This is a genomic window from Bifidobacterium leontopitheci (assembly GCF_009193355.1).
Taxonomy (GTDB): Bacteria; Actinomycetota; Actinomycetes; order Actinomycetales; family Bifidobacteriaceae; genus Bifidobacterium; species Bifidobacterium leontopitheci.
Genome location: NZ_WBVT01000001.1, coordinates 92,825 through 109,198 on the forward strand (window position 1 = coordinate 92,825; position 16,374 = coordinate 109,198).

Annotated in this window: 14 protein-coding genes; 3 read left to right on the top strand and 11 right to left on the bottom strand. The window is 67.6% G+C overall.

Annotated features, from left to right (window positions below; genetic code table 11):
* Nucleotides 1-234: 234 nt before the first annotated feature.
* From F7D09_RS00395 to F7D09_RS00445, 11 genes are all read right to left on the bottom strand, one after another.
* The gene (locus F7D09_RS00395) at nt 235-2,841 is read right to left on the bottom strand and encodes a lysylphosphatidylglycerol synthase transmembrane domain-containing protein (RefSeq protein WP_376863619.1); all 2,607 of its coding nucleotides are present in this window, start codon (nt 2,839-2,841) and stop codon (nt 235-237) included.
* Nucleotides 2,842-3,015: 174 nt separating this feature from the next.
* Nucleotides 3,016-4,452 (bottom strand): adenylosuccinate lyase, encoded by a 1,437-nt coding sequence (gene purB / locus F7D09_RS00400; protein ID WP_152233464.1) that lies wholly within the window; start codon nt 4,450-4,452, stop codon nt 3,016-3,018.
* A 69-nt stretch (nt 4,453-4,521) separates the two neighbouring features.
* Entirely contained in the window at nt 4,522-6,054 is a 1,533-nt protein-coding gene (locus tag F7D09_RS00405) for a PGAP1-like alpha/beta domain-containing protein (protein ID WP_152233465.1), read from the bottom strand.
* On the bottom strand, nt 6,051-6,434 hold the full coding sequence (locus F7D09_RS00410) for a hypothetical protein (protein ID WP_152233466.1): 384 nt from the start codon (nt 6,432-6,434) through the stop codon (nt 6,051-6,053). The genes F7D09_RS00405 and F7D09_RS00410 overlap by 4 nt, the downstream gene beginning before the upstream one ends.
* Before the next feature lie 159 nt (nt 6,435-6,593).
* Nucleotides 6,594-7,223 (bottom strand): DUF6466 family protein, encoded by a 630-nt coding sequence (locus tag F7D09_RS00415; protein WP_152233467.1) that lies wholly within the window; start codon nt 7,221-7,223, stop codon nt 6,594-6,596.
* Nucleotides 7,220-8,242, bottom strand: coding sequence for a vWA domain-containing protein (locus tag F7D09_RS00420; protein WP_152233468.1), 1,023 nt, complete (start codon nt 8,240-8,242; stop codon nt 7,220-7,222). Before F7D09_RS00420 ends, F7D09_RS00415 begins: the two co-directional genes overlap by 4 nt.
* Nucleotides 8,239-9,306 (bottom strand): vWA domain-containing protein, encoded by a 1,068-nt coding sequence (locus F7D09_RS00425; protein ID WP_152233469.1) that lies wholly within the window; start codon nt 9,304-9,306, stop codon nt 8,239-8,241. Before F7D09_RS00425 ends, F7D09_RS00420 begins: the two co-directional genes overlap by 4 nt.
* Nucleotides 9,303-9,866: a hypothetical protein gene (locus F7D09_RS00430; RefSeq protein ID WP_152233470.1), complete on the bottom strand. Its 564-nt coding sequence runs from the start codon at nt 9,864-9,866 to the stop codon at nt 9,303-9,305. The genes F7D09_RS00425 and F7D09_RS00430 overlap by 4 nt, the downstream gene beginning before the upstream one ends.
* The gene (locus F7D09_RS00435; RefSeq protein WP_152233471.1) at nt 9,863-10,828 is read right to left on the bottom strand and encodes a DUF58 domain-containing protein; all 966 of its coding nucleotides are present in this window, start codon (nt 10,826-10,828) and stop codon (nt 9,863-9,865) included. The genes F7D09_RS00430 and F7D09_RS00435 overlap by 4 nt, the downstream gene beginning before the upstream one ends.
* A complete protein-coding gene (locus F7D09_RS00440; RefSeq protein ID WP_152233472.1) occupies nt 10,825-11,931 on the bottom strand; it encodes an AAA family ATPase in 1,107 nt (368 codons plus the stop codon). The genes F7D09_RS00435 and F7D09_RS00440 overlap by 4 nt, the downstream gene beginning before the upstream one ends.
* Before the next feature lie 112 nt (nt 11,932-12,043).
* Nucleotides 12,044-12,763, bottom strand: a complete 720-nt coding sequence (locus tag F7D09_RS00445) for a uracil-DNA glycosylase (RefSeq protein ID WP_152233473.1) — start codon at nt 12,761-12,763, stop codon at nt 12,044-12,046.
* A 121-nt stretch (nt 12,764-12,884) separates the two neighbouring features.
* Here F7D09_RS00445 and F7D09_RS00450 point away from each other — a divergent pair, with 121 nt between their 5' ends.
* The 3 genes from F7D09_RS00450 to groL all read left to right on the top strand — a co-directional run bounded on the left by F7D09_RS00450 (nt 12,885) and on the right by groL (nt 16,284).
* Nucleotides 12,885-13,649, top strand: a complete 765-nt coding sequence (locus F7D09_RS00450) for a LytR C-terminal domain-containing protein (protein ID WP_152233474.1) — start codon at nt 12,885-12,887, stop codon at nt 13,647-13,649.
* 166 nt (nt 13,650-13,815) lie between these two features.
* Nucleotides 13,816-14,019 carry a cold-shock protein gene (locus tag F7D09_RS00455; RefSeq protein WP_152233475.1) on the top strand — a complete coding sequence of 68 codons (204 nt, stop codon included), beginning with the start codon at nt 13,816-13,818 and terminating at the stop codon, nt 14,017-14,019.
* Between the two features lie 639 nt (nt 14,020-14,658).
* Nucleotides 14,659-16,284 carry a chaperonin GroEL gene (gene groL / locus F7D09_RS00460; RefSeq protein WP_152233476.1) on the top strand — a complete coding sequence of 542 codons (1,626 nt, stop codon included), beginning with the start codon at nt 14,659-14,661 and terminating at the stop codon, nt 16,282-16,284.
* The last annotated feature ends 90 nt before the right edge of the window (nt 16,285-16,374 follow it).

Genomic DNA, 16,374 nt, shown 5'->3' on the forward strand with positions numbered 1-16,374 from the left:
GGTGCCGTTTGCCGGCGACCCGGTTGGTTCATTCAATGATGATAGCGCATGATGGCGCCAAATACCGCATTTTCAAAGGGTTTCCATAACTTTTTACCGTACTTTTGCGACTCTCCGGCGCATTGGCGGCCTCCGGGAGTCGCCGGGAGGCGAATCGCGCGCCGTCCCGCACGATTCCGCCGTTCGCCGCATGTTCCGGGCCTCTGCAGGCCCATTCCGACGGCCGGCCGCACGTCAGATGAGGTCGTGGCGGTCCAGCCACCGCATGGCGAGGGCGCCGAGCGGGATGCGCAGCCAGTAGAACAGCGCGCGGTAGAGCAGCGTGGCCGACAACGCCACGCCCGCGGGCACGCCCACGGCGCCGAACGAGAACGTGAGCGCCGCCTCCACGCCGCCCAGGCCGCCGGGCGTGGGCACTGCCGAGCCGACCGCGTTGGCGACGAGGAAGATGAACAGGGTCTCCATCGGATTGGTCATCTGCCCGAAGGCGAGCAGCGCCGCCCAGAACTCCAGTCCGGTGGCCACGTTGAGGATGAGCATGCCGAGCACGCTGAACGTGAGCTCCTTCGGATTGGTGAGCACGTCGATGAGCTGGCGCGCGTAGGATTTCGCGAGCGGCAGCAGCCTGTCGGAGACCAGGTGCCGCACCGGCGGGATCATCATGGCGATGGCGAACACCAGCAGCACCACGCCGACGATGGTGATCAGCGTGTTCGTCGGGATCATGCCGCGCAGCGCGTCGCTGCCGGTGAAGATGCCGATGATGAGCAGCATGAGCACGGTGCCGCCGTAATACACGGTCAGCACGGCGGTCATGATGGCCGTTGCCGTGGTGTTGCGGTAGCCGCTCTTGCGCAGGAACTGCAGGTTGATGACGGCCGGGCCGACGCCGGCGGGCATCGAGACGACGGCGAAGCCCTGCGCCACCTGCGACATGAAGATGCCGAGCGGCTTGCGCCGGTCACGGTCGATGAACGCGCCGAGCTCCACCGACGAGCCGACGATGGCCACCACCTCGAAGACCAGGCAGACGATGGCCATGACCGGGTTGGCGTTGCGCACTGCGGCGATGACCTCGTTCGGCTTGAGCTGGGTGAACACGACGACGACGGCCACCAGCAGCAGGGCCGTGCCGAGGAACGACCTGAGACTGAAGCGTGCCAGATGCACCGGCGCCGCAGGTTCGGGCGCCGCGGTTTCGGGCGTCAGCGCCGTGATCTTTGAGCGCAGGTCGGTCATGATGTGTTTGTCCCAGCCCGGCAGCGCACGCGTATCGGCCGGAATGGCGGCCTTCTGGACGAACGGCGCCAGCGCGATCACGGTCTCGTCGCCGAGGATCTCACGTGTCGCGGCCAGTGCGCGGTCCGAGCCGATCAGCACGGCGAGCAGCGTGAGCAGCTGCACCTGGTCGAGCGCGACGTTCGCGGGGGAGCTGGCGTCGTCGCCGTTCTGCCATCCGGCGATGATCGGCGTACCGGATTCCAGCCGGGCGAGCGTCGAGGGGGTGATGCGGCGGTGCGTGTAGCCGCGGCGGTTCGCCACGGACAGGAACCGCATGAGCGCCACGGCGTCGTCGTCGCTCAACGTGTTGAGGTTGCATTCCTGCATGACGTCCTCGCCCTGCAGGACGAGGACCGACGTCTCGCCGGTGTCGGCCACGCCGTACACCTGCGGGGTCGGCAGGCCGGCGTTGCGCAGGCCCAGCAGCATGGCCATGTGGTGCTGGGTGGCGTCGCGCGGGGAGCGGTCGCGTCTGGAGGCGACGCCGGTGAGCCGGATCCACCTCCACAGCTGTTTGAAATAGCCGGCGGTGTGCACCTGGCTGTCCAACGCCGAGACGATGAACCGGCGTCCGCGATAGTCCTGCGCCTCATACAGTCGCGACCCCTCCACCAGGTCGTCGTCTAGGCTCGCGCCGAGCGTGCCGTGGACGGATTCGAAGTCCATGCGCCGCTCGAGCGAGGTGACGTCGATGCCGATGCCGCCGAGCGCCTGGACCAGGTCGTTGCCCCACGCGCCCTGGTTCTTCGTGCCGATGATGAATCGCAGCAGCATGCCGACGGTTCGGCCGGCGGCGAACGAGACGATGACGCCGACCACGGAGTTGACGGACAGCAGGATCAGCACCGCGGAGACGATGTAGAGGATGTTCCAGCCCCATTTCACCATCGATCGGGTGCGGCGGGGCCCGGCGACCGTCAGCAGCGCGGCGCCGGCGGCGTAGAAGTCGGGCAGCAGCCGCGCCCCCATGGACGAGCTGGGGGAGCTGAGCGCCGAAATCAGCGTCATGTTGTCGATGTGCGAGACGGCCATCGAAATGCCCCACACGGCGGCGAGCCCGCCGAACATGGCGAGGATCGACAACGCCGACTGCACCCATTCTCGGTCGATGAGCAGCTGGACGATCACCATGGCGACGATCGATACGATGGCCAGCTGCTGCAGCATGGAGGTGGGCAGGTCGACCATCCAGTTGAGCGCCTGGCCGGCGGTGTGCGCGTCCGACTCGACGCCGGTGACGAACCCGGACAGGTACGTGGCCGACAGGATCGCCACCGCCGCGAGCAGCACCGCGGCGCACGCGTGGAACAGGTCGCCGAAGTCGTGGATGCGCCGCGGGGACACGTCGTCGACGTGGGGGGTGTCGCCGTCGTCGCCGTCCAGCATGAGCATGTCGGCGGGCTGTGTTGCGGAGACAGGCTGTGCTTCGGCGGCGGATCGCGTCTCGGCGGCCGGCTTCGTCTCATGCTGCGCCGGAGTCGGTTCGGGCGTCGTCGCGGCGTCGTCGGGCCTTGCCGTGGTCTTGCCGTCGGATGCTTCCACGTTGATCTGATCGGTCATCGTCATTCCCCCTATGCTGTCCCCATTGCACGGGTGTGCAGTGTGCCGCAACGGTGTTCCGTCGCGGCGGCAACGATATGTTCGCCCCGAACGGATGACTCCGTTCGGGGCGGGATGGTGGGCGGTGCCGCAGGCTGGACCATGCGGCACCGCGGAAACGGGTGGGATAGGATGTCAGCGGTCGAAGTCGACGAGCTTCGACGCCAGACCGGTGTACGTGGCGGGGGTGAGCGCCTTGAGTCGTGTCGCGGTCTCGGGGTCGAAGGACTGCTGGTCGATGAACGCCTCGACCTGCTCCTGGCTGATCGTGTGGCCGCGCATCAGCTCCTTGACCTTCTCGTACGGCTTGTCCATGCCGGGCATGCCCTTGAGCTCGCAGGCGCGCATCGCGGTCTGGATCGGCTCTCCGAGCACCTCCCAGTTGGTGTCGAGCTCATGCTTGATGACGTGCTCGTTCGGGTGGATGGACTTGAGCCCGCCCATGAGGTTGTGCAGGGCGAGCAGCGAGTAGCCGAGCGCCGAGCCGATGTTGCGCTGCGTGGTCGAATCGGTCAGGTCGCGCTGCCAGCGGGACTCCACCAGCGTGGCGGACAGGGTGTCGAGCAGCGAGCAGGACAGCTCGAAGTTGGCCTCCGCGTTCTCGAAGCGGATCGGGTTGACCTTGTGCGGCATCGTGGACGAGCCGGTCGCGCCCTTGACCGGCACCTGCGCGAACACGCCGCGAGAGATGTACATCCACACGTCCACGCACAGGTTGTGCATGATGCGGTTCGCGTGGGAGACGGTCGAGTACAGCTCGGCCTGCCAGTCGTGGGATTCGATCTGCGTGGTCAGCGGGTTCCAGGTCAGGCCCATGCGGTTGGTGACGAACTCGCGGGAGACGGCGATCCAGTCGACGTCCGGGCAGGCGGCCAGATGCGCGCCGAACGTGCCGGTCGCGCCGTTGATCTTGCCCAGGTATTCCTGCGCCGTGAGGTGCTTGAGCTGGCGGTTCAGGCGGTAGACGTACACGGCGAGCTCCTTGCCGAGCGTGGTCGGCGTGGCCGGCTGACCGTGCGTGAGGCTCAGCAGCGGCATGTCGCGGAACTCGTCGGCCTTGGCGGCGAGATGGTCGACGATCTCGCGGAACGCCGGCAGCCAGACCTGCTCCATCGCGTTCTTCACGCAGCGGGCGATCGACAGGTTGTTGATGTCCTCGGAGGTGCAGGCGAAGTGGACGAGCGTCTTGAGCGCGTCGTTGATGTTGGTCAGCTCGGCCGGGGCCTTGTCGATCTGGTCGTCGATGTAGTACTCGACGGCCTTCACGTCATGATGGGTGACGGCCTCGTGCGCGGCGTGCGCCTTGATGCCCTCGGCGCCGAAATCCTCGGGGATGGCGCGCAGGAACGCCTTCTCTGCCTCGGTGAACGGCTGCACGCCGTCGATGACCGGCTGGTTGCCGTTGCCCTCGAAGCCGTTGGCCAGCAGGATCATCCATTCGACCTCGACACGCATGCGCTCGCGGTTGAGGGCCGGCTCGCTCAGGTATTCGACGAGCGGGGCGGTGGCGGAGTGGTAGCGGCCGTCGAGCGGCGTCAATGCGATTGCGGGGGAAATATCGGTAAGCTTCATAATCTCCTAGGGTACTTCCAGCCGTAAACCGCCCCGCCGTGTGTCGCGGCGGGGCGGCTGCGCGCCGGCTCATCGGGACATGCGCCCCTCGTAGTAGCGGGTGTCCACCAGCTCGCCGTCGATGATCCGGCTGAAATGGCGTTCGTGCTCGTCCACCGCCGCCGAACCGAGGTCGCTTGCGTCGCGGTAGGCCGCCTGATGGTATTTCAGCCAGTGGGTCAGCTCCTTCTCGACCGCGGCGCCCTCGACCAGCGCACCGGACGAATAGTCGTTGCGGGTGCCGTCCAGGACCGTTCCCGGTACGCACGAGCCGTCATCCCGCACCTGCGGCAGGCTTTCGCCGGTGGCCTGCCGCACGTCGCCCTGGATCGTCAGCCAATGGTCGGTCGCGGGGTTGCTGTTGCCGTCGAGGGCCGCGATGACCTCGTCCTTGATCTCGATGCTGGTCACCCAGGTCTTGGACGGTATCGGATGGTTGGCGATCGGCGAGCCTGCGGTGACCACATGCTCGATGGAGTACCGGTCGCCGAGATCCGCCGCGAGCGACGCCGCCACGATGCCTCCCTGCGAATGCCCGACCAGTGCCACCGGCTCGTCGGCGCCGATGCCCGCCTGCCGCATCGCCTCCTCGACCATGCGGAAGCTGTCCGCCTGACGCCGGTGTTCGGGGTCCGCGCTCATGAGCTCCAGGTTCTGCGCCCAGCCGAACGGCGAATCGAACTTGCCGTCGGTTCCGGGGATGAGCACCAGCCAGCCCGAGGTGCCGTCCTCGCGCCGGTACTCCTGGATGGCGACGGTCGCGTAGTCGAGGCCGCTGTCAAGGTCGATCTTGCCGAGACGCTCCTCCGCCAGCCGTCGCAGGTTCTCCAGGCTCGAGGCGACCGAATGGGACGCGCGCGCGACCTCGGTGCGCGACGTCACCTCACGCACCGTCAGCGTGTCGCCCTGCGCCAGGTTCTTGAGCCGTGACGAGTACTGTGCGATCATCTCGGCGGCGCCGGCCACTTCGGCGCCCTTGTGCTGCCCGTCCTGGCCGATCGTCATCCAGCCGGCCAATGAGGAGACCAGCTCCTCGTCGATCACCTGCAGGCCGTCCGTGGCCCGGGCGAGGTTCGGCTTGCCGTCCTTGACGGAGCCGACCATGAACGAGCTGGTGGCCATCAGCAGCGCGGCCAGTCCCGCGGATCCCGGCGCCACCTTGTCGACGATGCTCACGAGGCGTCGGAAGCCTTGCGTCGCCTTCGACTCGGCCTGCGAGTACAGGCTGTGCGCACGGGCGATCAGCGAGGCCATCCGCTCGAGCTCGTCGCCGATCGCCCGGCATTCGCGTGCATGGTCGGCGCAGCGTTCGAACACACGCGCGTAGGGGAATGCGACGTGGCCTGCGGGCGCGGTGCCGCCGCCGGCACCATGGGCCTGCATCGCCGCTGCGGTCTTGGGGTCGCTTTGCAGCACCTGCCGTACCGTCTGCCATGATGACGCCTCTCGGCGCAGGGCGGAGGCCCGGTCGCGTAATGCTGTCACGGCGGCGGCGTACTGCTCGCGTGTCGCCGCAGAATAGGAGGAGCCTCCGTGAATCGTCGAGGTGACACGCCAGTTCATGATGCGCCTCCCGTATGGGTCAGCCGCGTCGTTTCGCGAAGCCGGTCGTCAAGGCCGGTCATGGAACGGGCGCAGGCGTCGAGCGCGTCCCGGCATCGGCTCGCCGCGTTGCCGGTCCAGTCGATGCGTTTCGCCGTGGCGATTGCCGCATGAGCCTGGGCGAGCGCGGTGGAGGTGGACTGCCTTCGCGCGCCGATGAAGCCGCCGGCGCGTTGCGCTTCGCCGGTGCACAGGCATGGCGTTCGCAGCAGTGAGGTCAGGGCGCCGCCGAAGCCGGAGAGCGTGTCGGCGGCGAGCGCGGCGGCGGCCGGGGTGGCCGCCGCGGTGGTCATGGAGGCCATGTTCATGGTGGTGCTGTTCATGGAAGTGTTGGTGTTCATGCCTCCATGAACGCACGCGTCCGGGGTCCGCCACAACCCGGACGCGGTCATGTGGTCGGAGCTTCGCGGTTATCCACATCCCGGGCGTGTCGTCCACAATCGCCGGGGATAAACGGCAGAGGTTCCGGCATCACAGCGACGACGTTGCCAACGCCGCCGTCACCAGGGCTTCGGCGTCGAGTTGCCGTCGCCGGTGCCGGACTTGCCGCTCGAGGAATCGTCTCCCGACTGCTGCTTGTTGCCGGCCGCCTTGCGGTTCGCCTCCAGCAGCTGGTTGACCTTGTCCCGCTGTTCCTTGGTCAGCCCCTGCGTCTGAGCGCCCTGCGCGGACGAGCTGTTCGCCTGCTGGCCCGCCTTGCTTGCCGACTGCTGTTTGAGGGCGTTCGCGATACGCTTCGACAGTTCGCGGGAGACCTGTGCGTTGGCCGCGATGGATTGCCGGACCTGGGGGAGCAGGAGGGGAGACCAGGCTCCGGCGTCGGCGAACTGGTTGTCGGTCTGCTGCTGCTGGACGGCGAGCAGCGTGAGATCGGCGTCCTGGCGGGATGCCGTCTTCAGGTTGGCCTCCAGTTGGACAGTGGCGCCTCGCAGCGTCGACAATGCCACGAGATTCGCCCCGGCGCACAGGCCCGCCGCCGCGCACAGGACGGCGAGCGCCGCCAGGCACAGGCGCACCGGCAACGACGCGCGAGCACGGCGTCGGCGCTGCGTGGGCTTGGACTGTGGCGTTGTGGACAGCGGCGTTGTGGACAGCGGCGTTGTGGACAGCACTGTTGCGGATCGTCTCATAGCATCCTCCTTGACGTGGCTATCCATGCGCCGAGCTCCCAAGTGAGCAGCAGCAGCGTCGCCGTGGCGAACGGCCAGACCAGCGGTATTGTCCGGGTGCGGCGTTTCGGCGTCTCGGCGAGCCGCCATTGCCCCGAGGCCTTCGAGGAGACGGCCTGCGCGACCGTGTGGGTCGCGTCGGCGTGCAGGTAGGCGCCGCCCATCTCGTCGGCGATGGCTTTCAGCGTCTGCTCGTCGAGCTTGGAGACGCCGGGCTTGCCGGTCGTCGGGTCGATGACCCACGATTCGGTGCCGTCGGACTGCGTGCCGCCGGACAGGTCGGGGACGTTGCCGCCCTTGGCCGAGCCGACGCCGATGGCGAAGGCGTCGTCCACGTAGCGGCGCAGCACGGAATAGCTGCGCCTGGTCGTGGTCGACGTCTGCTCGCCATCCGTGATGAGGTACAGGATGACCGTATCGTCCGGATGCTGGTCGCGAATCGACTTGAGCGACAGCATCAGCTGGTCGAGCGGCGTGTCCAGGCTTGACCCCGCGGACGTCGTGGTCGCCTCGGGCGCGAGCGCGTCGGCCCAGGTCTGCACGGCCGAGGAATCGGGGGTGAGCGGCAGGTCGAGCGTGCCGCTGGCGCCGAACCGCAGCGCCGCATAGCTGGAGTCCGGATACGCGGCCGTGACGTCCTGGACTATCCGCTTCGCCGCGTCCAGACGGCTGATCGCGGTCTGTGAGCCGTATTCGGCGTCCTTGACCGCCATCGATCCGGTGACGTCCACCGCCACCATCACATCGGTGCCGCGTATGGCACGGCTCGTCGTCGTCGAGACGGTCGCCGGGGTGAGCACCATGACGGCGGCCAGCAGACAGGTCAGCGTGCGTCGCACGCATGCCGCGACGGTCTCGTCCGTGGCGCCGTGGCGCCGCACATGCACGACGACCTCGGCCACGGCGAAGGCGAGCAGCAGCGCCGCGACGCATCCGGCGGCGAGCCAGCCCAGCGCGGGTGCGAAGGTGAATCCGTTCATCGTCTCAACCTCCATGCGACGGCCATCCAGACCATGACGACCACGGCCAGGGCGAGCACCCACCATCCGGGGGCGTCGATCATCGCCGACAGCGCCGAACTGCGGTTCTCGCTGTACCGGCGGCTGTCGATCTGCCGGGCGAGCTCGTTGATGTCGTCGGCGCTTGAGCCGGCGAGGAACATGCCGCCATGGGATTCGATCTGGGTGCGCATCGCGGTGGTCGTCGCCTCTGCGCGGCTTTGCTGCGGACCGGCGAACAGGCCGTCGACGGTGATGCCCGTCGACGACGCCATGTCGAGCGCCTGGGCGAGCGTGTAGGTGGGCTTGCCCGAGGCGACGTTATCGGTGGCGAGCACGATCGACGCGTCGCGGCGCGAGGATTGCGCGCTCCCGTACGAGAATCCGGGCAGCATGGCGGCGCAGCCCACCAGGCCGTCGCCGATCAGCGACGTCGAGTTCTTGCGGTTCTGCGTGCCGTCAAGCCAATCCGAGATCTTCTGATAGTCGCTGTCGCTCATCTTGTCGATGTCGTCCTGCGATTCCACGCCGTGCAGCGCGTCGGCCGCCTCGGCCAGCTGGCGGGACACCAGGTCGTAGTCGTCGGTCAGGGGGAAGACGGTGCGCGACGTCGAGTTGAAGATGCTCATGCCGATGCGCTCGCCCTGGAAGTTGCGGATCAGGTCGCGGTACGTCTCGATGATCTGGCGGTCGTAAGGCAGCGTCGAGCCGGACACGTCCAGGCACAGCACGATGTCGCGGGTGTTGGAACGTTCGGCGTCGCGGTCGATCGTCGCCGGACGCGCGGCCAGCACCGCGCCCAACGCGACGGCGAGCGCCAGCAGGGCGAGCGCCAGACGGCCCAGCGCACGCCACAGCCGCAGCAGCCGTGAGGCGTGCTCGGTGGCGAGGTCGTCGTCCAGACTGAACACCGGCATGCCGTCTCGCGGCGGGCGGCGGCGACGCGTCGCCCACAGGACGGCCGCGATGACGACGGCCGCCAGCAGCGCGCCGGCAGCCCCGGCCCACGGCCAGACCCACTGGACGTTTGGCCACTGGAAGTTCATCGACGCCACCTTTCCACAAGATTCGACACCCATGCGGCGGCCTGCTTGACCGTGGTCTCGCGGGCCTGCCGGTTGAACTGCCCGTCGGCGAATTCCGGCGGGTAGAGGGCGGCGATCGTCTGGCGCAGCAGCGTGAAGCCATGGGTTCCGGACTTGCCGACCTCGCCGCCGTGCGACCTCGAGCCGATCTCGTGCAGGGTCGACGTGCCCAGTTCGGCGTCGCTCGCCTCGGACGCGAAGTCGCGCGCCACGGCCGCCAGACGGGTGAACGCCTCCTCGCGGGAGATGTCGCCGGATCGTTCGGCGGCGACGATCGCGTCGATGCGCTCATGCCAGACGGCCAGCGGCGACGACTCGCGGTGCGCGCCGTGCGGCGTCCGGTCACCGGACGTGCGGCGACGCGGCAGCGACAGCACCACGGTCAGCACGACCAATGCGACCGTCGCGGCCGCGCAGACGACCGCCGCGACGGCCAGCCATGAGAGGTCGGGCAGAGCGGAGGTCGTGAGGTCGTGGACGTCGAGGGCGGTCGGGGATGCGATGATGGCGGTCTGGCTCATCGTCCCACCTCCATCGCAGCGCCCAGGGTGGGGGAGACGCGCAGCTGGTTGCGGATCGACCGGGACAGCGAACGGGAGACGAGCCGCACGAACGAGTCGAACATCATGTCGCTTGACGCGGCGCGCACCACCCATGATCCGCGCCGGGACAGCTCATGATCCAGTGCGGCGGCCACATAGCGGCGGTGCAGGTCCACGTCCTCGGCCGCGCGTGCGGAGCGAAGCATCGCCGGGACGCGCCGGCCGGTGGAGCCGTCGTACAGGCCCCTTGCCGCGCCGGCCGGGTCGAACGGGTTGGCGAGCGAGACACTGATCAGCACGACGGGGTGGGTCGCCGCGAGCGCGGCCATCGCCTGGATGTGGCGTTTGCCGAAGGCCAGCTCGTCGGTGGCGATCACGATGAGCGCCTGACGGTCGCGGATGCGCCGCGCATAGTCGAGCAGCGCGTCGATGTTGCGCCCATGGGACCAGTCACGGTCAAGCGCAGCATCCAGCGTCCGCTCGAACTGCGCGAACCCTCCGTGGAACGGCAGCCGGGTGATGCTCTTCGCGTCGCCGAACACCAGCGAGACCTCGTCGCTGCGGCGCAACGACAACGCGGCGAACATGCGTAGCCCGTTGGCCGCCACCTGCCATGCCGTCTCGTCGCCGCGCGCGCATCCCGCGGTCATCTCTCGGCCCACGTCGCACAACAGCCAGACGCGGCTGGTCGCCGACCTGGCGTGCGAGGTCACCATCGGACGGCCCATGCGCGCGCTCGACTTCCAGTCGATCAGCCGGGCCTCGTCCCCGGGCTCGTAGACGCGCACGTCCATCGGATCGTCGCTGCCGCCGCGGCGTGTGGAGGAATGCTCGCCCTCCAGCACGCCGAGCGCCTTGCGCACGGTCGGCAGGCTCAGCGAGGACCCCAGGGCCTCGATGCGGCGGCGGACCGAATCGTCCTTCGCGCGTGAACGGATCATGGCACGCGGACCGTTTCGACGATGCGGTCGACCACTTGGTCGCTGGTGACGCCGTCCGCCAGCGCCTCGAACGTGAGGATCACACGGTGGCGCAGCACCTCATGGGCAATCGCCTTCATGTCCTCGGGAATCACGTAGTCGCGTCCGGCGAGCAGCGCGTTCGCCTGGCCGCAGCGCATCAGCGCGATCGAGGCGCGCGGGCTCGCGCCCAGCCGCACCAGCGAGCTCAGGCCCTTGATCGGCGTCGAGCCGCCGCCGCGCGACGTGGCCGCCAGGTCAACCGCATACCGCATGATCGCGTCCGAGACGTGCACGCGGCGCGCGCCGGAACGCAGGAACTCCACGTCCTGGATCGACAGCACGTCATGCGAGATCGCCTGCGGGTCGAGCATGTCGGTCCCGCGCCGGGTGAGCATCGCCAGCATGGCGGTCTCCTCCTCGGGCTTGGGATAGGTCATGACCGCCTTCATCATGAAACGGTCCATCTGCGCTTCGGGAAGGTTGAACGTGCCCTCCTCCTCGACGGGGTTCTCCGTGGCGATCACCATGAACGGCTTCGGCAGGGCGATGCGTTCGCCGCCGATCGTCGTGGCGCCCTCCGCCATGGCCTCAAGCATGGCCGACTGCGTTTTCGCGTTGGAGCGGTTGATCTCGTCGAGCAGCACGAAATTGGCATGGATGGGGCCGATCTGCGTCGTGAACCGCTGCGTGGAGAAGTCGAAGACCTGCGTGCCCACCAGGTCGGAAGGCATGAGGTCGGGCGTGCACTGCACGCGTTTGAACGTGCCGGACACCGACGTGGCGAGGGTCTGCGCGGCCGTGGTCTTCGCCAGGCCGGGCACCGACTCGATGAGGATGTGGCCGCCGGCGACGAGCGTGAGGATGAGGGACTCGCGAAGGTTCGTCTGCCCGATCAGCGTCTGCGAGAACCGTGCGCGTATGCGGTCGGCGAGCTGACGGGCGCGGCCGAGGTCGTCCTGGGTCAGGGCCGCCGATGCCGGCGCGGGCATGGGGCGTGCCGGCGCGCCCATGGCCGCGGTCATCCGGTCGGCTGTGGGCGCGGTGTTCTGAGGCAATGAAAGCTTGGACGGGAATAAGGTCATGGGGAACACTGTACTGTCATTGGTCTACCGGCGGCTCCCGCCATGATCCTGTTCGCCGGCGGCGAACCCCTCGCGCCTGCTTGGCGGCGTCGCCGGCGAACAGCGCACGCCGCTACTGCACGTCCTGGTCGGCCAGGCTCCAGTCCACGGGCTCCGCGCCCATCGCGGCCAGCGCCTCGTTGGCGCGGGAGAACGGGTGTGAGCCGAAGAAGCCGCGCGAGGCGGACAGCGGGCTGGGATGCGGCGACTTGATGATGGCCGCGTTGGTGAGCAGCGGCTCGAGCGTCTGCGCGTTGCGTCCCCACAGGATCGCCACCAGCGGTTTCGGCCTGCCCTGCCCGTCGGTGCGCGCGTTGAGCGCCCGGATCGCCGCCTCGGTGATCGGCTCCCAGCCTTTGCCCTGATGGCTGTTGGGGCGGCCCACGCCGACGGTCAGGCACCTGTTGAGCAGCATTACGCCGCGGCGGGTCCACGGGGTCAGGTCGCCGCTGCGCGGCATGGGGACGTGGACGTCATCGACCAGCTCGCGGTAGATGTTGACCAGGCTCTTCGGCAGCGGACGCACGTCGGGGGCCACGCAGAAGCTCAGGCCCACGGGGTGGCCCGGCGTCGGGTACGGGTCCTGGCCGACGATGAGCACCTTGATGTCGTCGAACGGGATGGTGAACGCCCGAAGGATGTTGTGGCTCGCCGGCAGATACCGACGCCCGGCACGAAGCTCGCCGCGCAGGAAATCGCCCATGGCGTGGATCTGCGGCTCGACATCGGCGAGCGCGGCCGCCCACCCCGGCTCCACCAGCTGCGACAGTGGCTTGACTGCATGTTCGTTCATGCCCACTACTGTAGAACAGGACGTGTCGAAGCTGTGTACATCCGCCCGTCGACGTGCCGGACGGCGCCGCTTGGGGCAGTATGCCGGTAGACTGCTGACGATAGGTATATGGAGGGTGATTATGGCCAAGGACAAGGAAACGTACGATTCGTATCCCAAGGATATGTTCGACAACCCGCCGGCCGGGCCGGTCGGCGTGCATCGCGGGGCAAGATCCGCCGGGGCTCGCATGACGCCCTTCATCGTGGTGCTGCTCGTCGTGGCGCTCGCCGGCGTGGCGGCATGGGGCGTGTTCTCCGGCTCGTTCGCCGACATGCTCGGCATGGGTGGCTCGCAGTCGAGCTCCGAGGCCGCTGCCGGCAGCTCCTCCGGCAAGTCGTCCGAAACGTCGACCAGCAAGTCGTCCTCCGGCAGCAAGTCCACGGACACCGCTTCGGGCGACGACAAGTCCTCCGACTCACAGTCGACGTCCACCGACGGCACGGCGGCGGGCAGCGGCTCGTCCTCCTCCTCGTCGTCTTCGTCGTCTGGTACGTCGACCGACGACCAGTCGCAGTCGTCTGACTCCAACACGTCCACCGACCAGAACTCCGGTGAAACCCAGCCCGCCGAGGCCACGGCGAACAAAGCCACCTCCGTGCGCGTCGTCAACGGCACGAAGATCTCCGGCCATGCCGCCAGCAAGGCGTACGTGCTCAAGCAGGCCGGGTACACCAACGTGACGGCGACCAACCCGCAGGGCACGCTGCCCAGCGCGTCGGTCGTCTGGTACCAGAACGAGACGGACCTGGTCACCGCCAAGGACGTGGCCGCCACCCTCGGCATCACCAACGTCCGCCAGGTCACCGGCATCGCGGCCCCGGTCGTCGTGGTGCTCATGCAGTGAGGCGCTCAGGCTCGATTTTGCGCGCCGCTGCGCCGTTTTTCCGCTTCGGCTTGATATTGTCCCATATATTCGTACAATGATATGGAGTCGCGAAGTGGGGGATGCGGTGTGGTTTTGAGTTCTCTTCCGCTTGTTCGCGGCATAGGAACAAGGGAAAGAAATAACAATGGCACAGGGAACTGTGAAGTTCTTCAGCGCTGGAAAGGGTTACGGATTCATCACCCCGGATGGTGGTGGGGATGATGTCTTCGTGCACTACTCGGTGATTCAAGCCGATGGTTTCAAGACGCTGAACGAAGGCGATAAGGTCGAGTACGAGGCCGAGCGTGGGCCAAAAGGCACCCAGGCCACGAAAGTGGTCAAGCTCTGAGCTCGTCGGCACCGCCGCACAGTACGGTCCCGGCATCTGAACGGATGCCGGGACCGTTTTTTATCCCCGGCAGGGCGGGGGTAAGGATCAACATGTGTGTCTTATCCGGGTGTGTCGTCGGCGTGTCCTCCGATCTGTCGCGTCCGGCCGGTGATTTCGATGCCGTGTGTGGGACGCGGCGGCAAAATCGCCTGTTTTCGCACCGCGTCCCAATGGGCTGTGGGACGCGAGGCTCAGAACGGCGTTTTTGGCGCCGCGTCCCGATCGTGAGCCGATACAGCGAGGAATTGCACGGTGGTCGTGCGGAGGTTCGATGAGCGGAGCATCCGGCGGCGATATCTGCACTCAGCCGGGCCGACGCCCGGAACACCGGCCGCGCCACGACGCGCAGGACGCCGGCAGTCCCAGCACCGGATTCAGGACACACTGTTCTGCACTTAACCCGTCCGGCGAATCGTGCGACGGAAGATTTTCAAGCCAAGAGCGCAATCGCGCGCCCAATGTTGGCACTCGGGCACCGAGAGTGCTAATCTCCCAATTAGCACTCGGGGCTGGAGAGTGACAGCCGGCAGCTGACGGTCGGCGGCTTGAGCCCCAAGTGGGAACCAGTACCGGAAGCCATTTGGAGGATAGACAACCATGGCAAAGATCATTGCATATGATGAGGAAGCTCGTCAGGGCATGCTCGCGGGCCTCGACAAGCTCGCGAACACCGTGAAGGTCACGCTTGGCCCGAAGGGCCGCAACGTCGTGCTCGACAAGTCCTATGGCGCGCCGACCATCACCAACGATGGCGTCTCCATCGCCAAGGAAATCGATCTCGAGGATCCGTACGAGCGCATCGGCGCCGAGCTGGTCAAGGAAGTCGCCAAGAAGACCGATGACGTCGCAGGCGACGGCACCACGACCGCGACCGTGCTCGCCCAGTCCCTCGTGCATGAGGGCCTGAAGAACGTCGTCGCCGGCTCCAACCCGATCGCGTTGCGCCGCGGCATCGAGAAGGCCACGGACACCATCGTCAAGGAACTGGTCGCCGCCGCAAAGGACGTGGAGACCAAGGACCAGATCGCCGCGACCGCCACGATCTCCGCCGCCGACCCCGAGGTCGGCGAGAAGATCGCCGAGGCTCTCGACAAGGTCGGCCAGGATGGCGTCGTGACCGTCGAGGACAACAACCGCTTCGGCCTGGACCTCGAGTTCACCGAGGGCATGCGCTTCGACAAGGGCTACATCGCCCCGTACTTCGTGACCAACGCCGACGACCAGACCGCGGTGCTCGAGGATCCGTACATCCTCCTCACCTCCGGCAAGGTCTCCAGCCAGCAGGATGTCGTGCACATCGCCGAGCTGGTCATGAAGACCGGCAAGCCGCTGCTGATCATCGCCGAGGATGTGGACGGCGAGGCGCTGCCCACCCTGATCCTCAACAAGATCCGCGGCACCTTCAACTCGTGCGCCGTCAAGGCCCCGGGCTTCGGCGACCGCCGCAAGGCCATGCTGCAGGACATGGCCATCCTCACCGGCGCTCAGGTCGTCTCCGATGAGCTGGGCCTCAAGCTCGACTCCATCGACATGTCCGTGCTCGGCACCGCCAAGAAGGTCATCGTCTCCAAGGACGAGACGACGATCGTCTCCGGTGGCGGCGACAAGGAGGACGTGGCCGCCCGCGTCGCCCAGATCCGCGCCGAGATCGAGAAGACCGACTCCGACTACGACCGCGAGAAGCTGCAGGAGCGTCTCGCCAAGCTGGCCGGCGGCGTCGCCGTCATCAAGGTCGGTGCCGCCACCGAGGTCGAGGCCAAGGAGCGCAAGCACCGCATCGAGGACGCCGTGCGCAATGCGAAGGCCGCCATCGAAGAGGGCCTGCTGCCCGGCGGTGGCGTCGCCCTCGTCCAGGCCGCCAAGAAGGCCGAGACCGCCGAGGCCATCACTTCGCTGACCGGCGAAGAGGCCACCGGCGCCGCCATCGTCTTCCGCGCCATCGAGGCCCCGATCAAGCAGATCGCCGAGAACTCCGGCGTGTCCGGTGACGTGGTGTTCAACAAGGTCCGCGAGCTGCCGGACGGCGAAGGCTTCAACGCCGCCACCGACACCTACGAGGACCTGCTGGCCGCCGGCGTCGCCGACCCGGTGAAGGTCACCCGTTCCGCGCTGCAGAACGCCGCTTCCATCGCCGGCCTGTTCCTGACCACCGAGGCCGTCGTCGCCAACAAGCCGGAGCCGAAGACCGCCGCCCCGGCCGCCGGCGCCGACATGGGCTACTGATCGGCACGCCGACAGCAAGCCGGCCGATAGGCTGACATGACCAAAGGGTCTTGGCCCTGCATGATCGCAGGGCCAAGACCCTTTTGTCGT

What these genes read in the sequence shown, in the direction of transcription:
- F7D09_RS00455 (WP_152233475.1), top strand. Translation starts at nt 13,816, where the DNA reads ATGGCACAGGGAACTGTGAAGTTCTTCAGCGCTGGAAAGGGTTACGGA.
- F7D09_RS00410 (WP_152233466.1), bottom strand. Translation starts at nt 6,434, where the DNA reads ATGAACACCAACACTTCCATGAACAGCACCACCATGAACATGGCCTCC.
- F7D09_RS00415 (WP_152233467.1), bottom strand. Translation starts at nt 7,223, where the DNA reads ATGAGACGATCCGCAACAGTGCTGTCCACAACGCCGCTGTCCACAACG.
- purB (WP_152233464.1), bottom strand. Translation starts at nt 4,452, where the DNA reads ATGAAGCTTACCGATATTTCCCCCGCAATCGCATTGACGCCGCTCGAC.
- F7D09_RS00450 (WP_152233474.1), top strand. Translation starts at nt 12,885, where the DNA reads ATGGCCAAGGACAAGGAAACGTACGATTCGTATCCCAAGGATATGTTC.
- F7D09_RS00425 (WP_152233469.1), bottom strand. Translation starts at nt 9,306, where the DNA reads ATGAACTTCCAGTGGCCAAACGTCCAGTGGGTCTGGCCGTGGGCCGGG.
- F7D09_RS00430 (WP_152233470.1), bottom strand. Translation starts at nt 9,866, where the DNA reads ATGAGCCAGACCGCCATCATCGCATCCCCGACCGCCCTCGACGTCCAC.
- F7D09_RS00420 (WP_152233468.1), bottom strand. Translation starts at nt 8,242, where the DNA reads ATGAACGGATTCACCTTCGCACCCGCGCTGGGCTGGCTCGCCGCCGGA.
- F7D09_RS00445 (WP_152233473.1), bottom strand. Translation starts at nt 12,763, where the DNA reads ATGAACGAACATGCAGTCAAGCCACTGTCGCAGCTGGTGGAGCCGGGG.
- F7D09_RS00395 (WP_376863619.1), bottom strand. Translation starts at nt 2,841, where the DNA reads ATGACCGATCAGATCAACGTGGAAGCATCCGACGGCAAGACCACGGCA.
- F7D09_RS00405 (WP_152233465.1), bottom strand. Translation starts at nt 6,054, where the DNA reads ATGAACTGGCGTGTCACCTCGACGATTCACGGAGGCTCCTCCTATTCT.
- F7D09_RS00435 (WP_152233471.1), bottom strand. Translation starts at nt 10,828, where the DNA reads ATGATCCGTTCACGCGCGAAGGACGATTCGGTCCGCCGCCGCATCGAG.
- groL (WP_152233476.1), top strand. Translation starts at nt 14,659, where the DNA reads ATGGCAAAGATCATTGCATATGATGAGGAAGCTCGTCAGGGCATGCTC.
- F7D09_RS00440 (WP_152233472.1), bottom strand. Translation starts at nt 11,931, where the DNA reads ATGACCTTATTCCCGTCCAAGCTTTCATTGCCTCAGAACACCGCGCCC.